The 6136-nt window shown below is 40.2% G+C and carries 7 protein-coding genes; all 7 read left to right on the top strand.

Translation table 11 applies throughout. From position 1 onward, the window contains the following. Positions 1-58: 58 nt before the first annotated feature. The gene (locus M663_RS0100035; protein ID WP_029687504.1) at positions 59-313 is read left to right on the top strand and encodes a hypothetical protein; all 255 of its coding nucleotides are present in this window, start codon (positions 59-61) and stop codon (positions 311-313) included. A 22-nt stretch (positions 314-335) separates the two neighbouring features. Next, positions 336-629 carry a PrgI family protein gene (locus tag M663_RS0100030; RefSeq protein ID WP_273702557.1) on the top strand — a complete coding sequence of 98 codons (294 nt, stop codon included), beginning with the start codon at positions 336-338 and terminating at the stop codon, positions 627-629. Beyond that, positions 629-1237 (top strand): hypothetical protein, encoded by a 609-nt coding sequence (locus M663_RS0100025; RefSeq protein ID WP_029687502.1) that lies wholly within the window; start codon positions 629-631, stop codon positions 1235-1237. The genes M663_RS0100030 and M663_RS0100025 overlap by 1 nt, the downstream gene beginning before the upstream one ends. After that, the gene (locus tag M663_RS0100020; protein ID WP_029687501.1) at positions 1224-3059 is read left to right on the top strand and encodes an ATP-binding protein; all 1836 of its coding nucleotides are present in this window, start codon (positions 1224-1226) and stop codon (positions 3057-3059) included. The genes M663_RS0100025 and M663_RS0100020 overlap by 14 nt, the downstream gene beginning before the upstream one ends. Next, complete coding sequence (locus tag M663_RS0100015) at positions 3022-4587, top strand: hypothetical protein (RefSeq protein WP_029687500.1); 1566 nt, start codon at positions 3022-3024, stop codon at positions 4585-4587. The genes M663_RS0100020 and M663_RS0100015 overlap by 38 nt, the downstream gene beginning before the upstream one ends. Positions 4588-4683: 96 nt before the next feature. Next, a complete protein-coding gene (locus M663_RS0100010) occupies positions 4684-4959 on the top strand; it encodes a hypothetical protein (RefSeq protein ID WP_009052197.1) in 276 nt (91 codons plus the stop codon). Positions 4960-5059: 100 nt separating this feature from the next. Beyond that, positions 5060-6136, top strand: a 1077-nt coding sequence (locus tag M663_RS0100005; RefSeq protein WP_029687499.1) for a M23 family metallopeptidase, incomplete at its 3' end; no start/stop codon positions are given.

Below are 6136 nucleotides of genomic sequence, written 5' to 3'. Positions count from 1 at the left end.
AAACAGTTTAGAATGAAGGAATTAAAGTGAGATTTTTTAATGATGAGGAGGTAGGTTTATGAACGGCATTACGCCTGTTGGTGAGGCTCAGATAATCTCATTTTTGTGGAAAATTGCAAACTTTGTGATGAATGTAGGTATTGTTGTTGCTGTGATTTTTATCGCAGTAAACGGGTACAGATTTTATACTTCAGGCCACAACCCCGGAAGAAGAACAGAAGCTATGATGGGACTTTTCTGGTCTATACTTGGAGGAATAGTGGTAGTTGGTGCAAAATTTTTCGCCGGTGTAATCCTCGGCTTTAAGCCGTAATAGGGATGTGATTTGTGTGAGAATGTTTGAAGTGCCTATTCAATTAGAAAGAGAAGAAAAGATATTCGGCGGGAATTTTTCTGTTAGGCAGATGATATTTGTTATTGTTGGTGTAGGAATTGGCGCAGTTTTCTTTACAAAATATTTTTCAAAAGATTTGTTTACTGCTTTAGTGGTTTGGATAGTTTTTTCGGCTGCAGGAGCATTTCTGGCTTTTTTTAAAAAGGACGAGATAGAAATAGATAAGTATATTGTGATGTACTTAAAGTTTCTGCTTTCTCAAAAGGAGTATCCTTTTATTGGAGGTGAAAAATAGTGCTTTTTAAAAAGAACAGCAGCATAAATTTTTTAAGCATTGAAGATATAAAAGATAGGCTTTTGATTTTAAAAGGTAATAGGTACAGGGCGGTTGTAACAGCCGACCCTGTAAATTTTTCTCTTCTCTCAGAAGAGGAACAGGAAGGCCTTGAAGCTGCTTTTATGAGTCTGCTTCTCTCTTTATCTTTTCCACTGCAGTTTTTTACAGTGGTTAAGCCTGTAGATGTTTCTGAATCAATAGAAGAGTTTAGAGAAAGGCTTCAGTTTCTTCCTGAAGGAATGAGAGAGTATGAAAAAGAGCTAGAAGAGTTTCTTGGATATTTTTCAAAGCAAACTATTACGACAGAGTCTTATGTGGTTGTTCCTTATGATGACACTGCAGGAGGATATGACAGGGCGAGAAGTGAAATAATGAGGCGAGTCCACATGATTGTAGAGGGGCTTGCCAAATGCGGACTCATGCCGAGAATTTTGGGTACTGATGAGCTTTTGGAGCTTATGTTTTTTGTGCTGAACAGAGACGGAAACATAAGAGTGAACAATCTTATTAAAGCTGGAGCCTTTGAGCTTTATAAAAAGGGGGTTAAACTAGGTGCTGAAGCTTAAAAAGAATAAAGAAGAAGCTGTTAAAGAAGAGCCGGAGCTTTTTGAAAAGGTTCCTACTGTAGTGGAAGTAATCTCACCTGACGGATACTTGATAGAGAAAGATTATATAAGGGTTGGGAAGAAATTTTACAGGCTTTATGTGCTTACAGATTTCCCTCAGGCCGTTTACGTAGGGTGGCTGGAGGATATTAAGCTTCTTGGCAATGTGGATGTGTCAGTCCATCTTACGCCTGTAGATGCAAGAGATGCTGTAAATCAGCTTACAAGGAAGATAACTCAGTACCAGTCGCAGTATATGCTGGACGACCAGAGAGGAAACATATATGAGCTGGGAATTTTGAGAAAGGCGGTGGAGGACCTTGAAAGGCTGAGAGAAAGCATACAGATGAACAGAGATAAGCTTTATTATGTTACAGCGGTTGTTTCAGTTTCTGCAGACTCAGTAGAAGAGCTTGAAAGAAGCTCAAAAATTCTGGAAGAGGTTTTAGCAGGTAAAAGCATAAGAGCAAGAAGAATGTTTCTGAGGCAGAGCGAAGCTTTTAAAAGCTTTGTGCCGATTTTAGAAAATCACTGTGAGGATTTATCAAGAAATTTCAACAGCGGTGCTGCTGCATCACTTTTTCCTTTTGCATTTCCGGAGTTTTCGCACAAGAAAGGCATACCGCTTGGAATAAATCTTTTTACCGGAAGCCCTGTAATTTTTGACAACTTCATAGGTCCACCTTTTATGACAAACTACAACTTAGGTATATTTGCTACATCGGGAGCAGGAAAGTCGTTTCTCATAAAGCTTTTGTCCATGAGGGGAGCGCTTTTGGGCATAAAAACGGTTTTTGTGGACCCCGACGGCGAGTACAGCCGCATGGTTCAGAAGATGGGGGGAAGCGTTGTTAAGATAAGCACAGAGACTGAGAACATAATTAATCCCTTTGATGTGGAAGAAGAGGAAGATGAGAATGAAATAAGGTATGTGGACATAGTTCAGAAAATAGCCGAGATAAAAGCTTTGGTCGGGATGATAGTGGAAGGAGTTATGAAGGACAAAATTTCAGCAGAAGAATTAGCTGCTGTGGAAGAAGCGGTAAGAGATGAGTATGAGGCAAGAGGAATAAACAAAAGCCCGGAGTCTTTATATGAGAAGAATATTGCAGACAGTGAAGAGTTTTATTTTAAAAAGAAAAAAGAAATGCCCACACTGTCAAGCTTTGTAGAAAGGCTAAAGAAAAATCCAAGGGGAGAGAGAATTGCTGCAGTTATGAAGCCTTTTTTAAAAGGAGGTACTTTAGGTATATTTGACGGACAGACAAATGTTTCATTAGAAGACTCTTACTTAGTTAATTTTGATGTATCAGAGATAAGGGATAGGTTTTTGAGGACGTATGCAATGTATGTCATAACAAACTGGATATGGGAGAAGTTCGTTAAGAAGGATGTTAAGCAGAAAAAGAGGGTTGTAGTGGATGAGGCGTGGATGTTTATGAAGTACAAAGACACAGCTTACTTTCTTGAGAATTTATCGAGAAGGGCAAGAAAAAGAAACACCTCCCTTACTGTTGCTAGTCAGTCCTTTATTGAGTTTTCAAATTCACAGGAAGGAAAAGCAGTGCTTACAAATTCTGCAGCAGTGTTTTTAATGAAGCAGGCTGCTACAGATATAGATTCTGTTCAGGAGGTGTTTCACCTTTCACAGGGTGAAAGAGATTTTTTAACCTCCTGTGGGGTTGGTGAGGCTTTATTTTTAGTCGGCAGGAACAAGACTGCCATTAAGGTGGTGGCAAGCGATTATGAAAAAAGCCTCATATCGACAAATCCAAATGAGTAGACTGTTTGTGTTAATTGTACTTTTTGTCTTTTTGCTCAGTGCAGCTGCTTATGCTGAAACACCTTCTGTTACAAATTCAAATTCACAGCAGCCGCAGGAGGACCAGGGCAGTCTTATTGAAGAGCTTATTGCCGCACCAATCAATGGGCTTTATTCGGCAATTCAGATTTTAGGGCTTAAAAACTTTGATGAGCTTATATTCAACACCTCCTACGGTGATCTGGCACCTTACAGCCCGCAGGAGTGGGATATTGTGATGACGTGGTATAGAAGAATAAGAGATGCTGTGTGGGTGCTCCTTTTAATTGCAGTAGCGGCACAGGGATACAGGTTTATGACATCCAGTGTCAATCCATCAAAAAGGATAAACTTCATGCAGAGTGTTTCAAGTGTGATATATGCCTTTTTCATAATTCTGTTTATGCCGTACTTTATGAGGATTATGTTTCAGGCGAACAATGCTCTTGTGGATCTGTTTCACAGTATTGCGCAAAGCATGGGAGCAGTGGGAAGTACTTTTGATATAAATGATATAAAAACGGGAAATGTGCTTGCTACAGCAATTGTCAAGCTGGGCTACATTGGGATTTTGCTTTATTTTAATTTTCTGTACCTGATAAGAAAATTTGTTTTGACCTCAATGTTTATACTGACACCCATTGTAGCATGGAGCTGGACAATATCAGGAAGAAAAGAAGGAATAGGCGTTATAATAGGTGAAACTGCTTCCAACGCTTTCATGCAGGCAGCCCATTCATTGGTTTTATCACTGTATCTGGTGCTCATAAAGGCTGGGGTTTCAACGGATTTTTCTCCCTGGTGGGCGCAGATATTCGGCATGGTGTGCTTAATACCTACTGCAAATGTTATTAGAGACCTGCTTCAGGGCTGGCTCAAATTCTTGGGAGTCAATGAAGAGAAGTGGGCAGGAGCAGCAACTTTGGGTCTTACTGGCCTTTTGGGGCTTGCAAATATTGCAAAGACTGCTGCGGCCCCAAAAATTTCTTTTCCTTCAAGCACTTTTTCGGGGACCCTTCCATCTGGACCTGCAGGAACAAGTGCTGTATCAGCGGGTGTTAAAGCAGGATCAGTTGCAGGCACAATAGGAAGTGCTGTTGGCAGCCTTATAGGCTCTGCAGCTTCTATTCCTTTAAGGACTATGGGTGTGGATGTGACAGAGCACTTCAGGAGTGCCGGTGGCGTAATAGGCAGGAGCACAGCAGCTCCTGCTGCAACAGCTGTTGCCTTAATAAAAGAGGCATATGACAAAGGCAGAGATACCGGTACTGGCTTTATTGGAGGCCTTTCACAGTCTGTTGGAATAGAAAGAATTTTAAATGAGAAAGATGCAGCGGAAGCAGTAGGGAGAGCTGGAGGAATGATTTTGGGCTCTGCCTATGGATACAAAGGAAGTGAGGTAGGTAAAAAAATAGGAGGAGCAATTGGAAGATATGGATTTCATATGGCCTCCTTCATTGCTCCGACTGTCCTGACGTCAAATACTGATATGTTCAGGTGGAGAAACTAGGCTTTAAAAGGCTTTTTAAGTTTTGAAAAAAGGCAGGGGATATATCTTCCTGCCTGTTTTTTTAGACGCTAAAAAGGGAATATAGGAGGGTTTAATGTGCTTGATGAAAGAGATGAATATGGAGAATACTTTAAAAAAGCAGTTATTATGAGAGCTGCTGAGGAGTGGGAGGAACCCATATCATTTCAAAATGCAGAAGTATATGAAGGAGCTGGCTTTGGTATTATTGGTTTTTTAGCAATTTTTTATCTGCTCGACAAAGTAGTGAATTTTTTAATTAAAGCAGAGATGGTGATAAGGCCCTATTTTAAAGAGCTTATGTCTTTTTTGAACTGGGTGTTAGGATACATTCATTTGTTTAACTTGTCCTGAAAAATTCCCGATAGAACCCCTTCGGGAACCTATCAGGAATTTTTCAGGCGTAAATCTTATGGAATTTTAAATAAAAATATAGCTTTAGGTGAGGATATATATGGATAACCAGGTTATGATTCTTAAAAACAGAGTTAAAAACATAATATCAAGATACCTGTGGAAAGCTGTAAAACCTGTGCTCCTCACTTTTTTGCCCTACTTGATAATAATGGGTCTGGTAATACTTATACTTCTTTCAATTTTTGGTGCAGCTCCTAAACAGATGGCTGAAGGAAAAGAAAAGGTGAAGAAGTATGTGGAAAGCATTAAGCCGGAAGTAATATCAAAGTACAGGCAGGAAGAAAATTTTCAGCTGCCGTGGGGTATAGTTTATGCAGTTGAGGAGTATGCAAACGGCTGGAGCAAAGATGTTGATATGACAAAAGTCAGAAGAATAGCTGAAGGGCTTAAGCCGGAGTTTGAGTATATGGACTATACGGAGAAGATTGTAACAGTTAGATTTGAAGTTAATGCTGAGGGAAATGTGACTGCTAAGGAGGAAGTTGCTTATGTGCCTGTTAAACTGCTTACTCAGGTAAGAACTTATGAAGGGATTTATGTGTTTGAGTATCAAGAAGTGACCGATGTAAAAGGAAATGAATCACGCACATATATGGCTTTAAAAGGGATGGAGTTTTATGAGGACTATTCTAAACTGGATGCAGTAATAGCAGGAGAAATTAAAACAAGCTTTTACAGTAGTTATAAACGAGAAACTAAAACCATTGAGCTTTCTGGAGGAAAGCTTTTGTGGCCTGTTCCTTCAAGTCATACAGTAACATCGCCTTTTGGCATGAGGTTTCATCCAGTGACAGGAACATACAAAATGCACACGGGAATAGACATAGCGGCAAACACAGGAGATGAAATAGTTGCAGCAGCTGACGGTGTCGTGACAACATCAGGGCCTTATGGAGGGTATGGGAATACAGTGGTGATAGACCACAGCGGAGGCATTTCAACCTTGTATGCACACAACTCACAGGTGCTTGTTAAGGTTGGAGATGTTGTAAAGAAGGGACAGAAGATAGCACTGGCAGGAAGCACAGGTATTGCTACAGGGTCTCACCTTCACTTTGAGGTGAGAGTAAGCGGAACTCCTGTAAATCCTTTAGGAGATATAAATGTGCCGGCA

The organism is Thermoanaerobacter sp. A7A, assembly GCF_000445185.1.
Lineage (GTDB): Bacteria > Bacillota > Thermoanaerobacteria > Thermoanaerobacterales > Thermoanaerobacteraceae > Thermoanaerobacter.
Note: the sequence above shows the minus strand (reverse complement) of the source record. Positions and strands in the feature narration are given on the sequence as shown.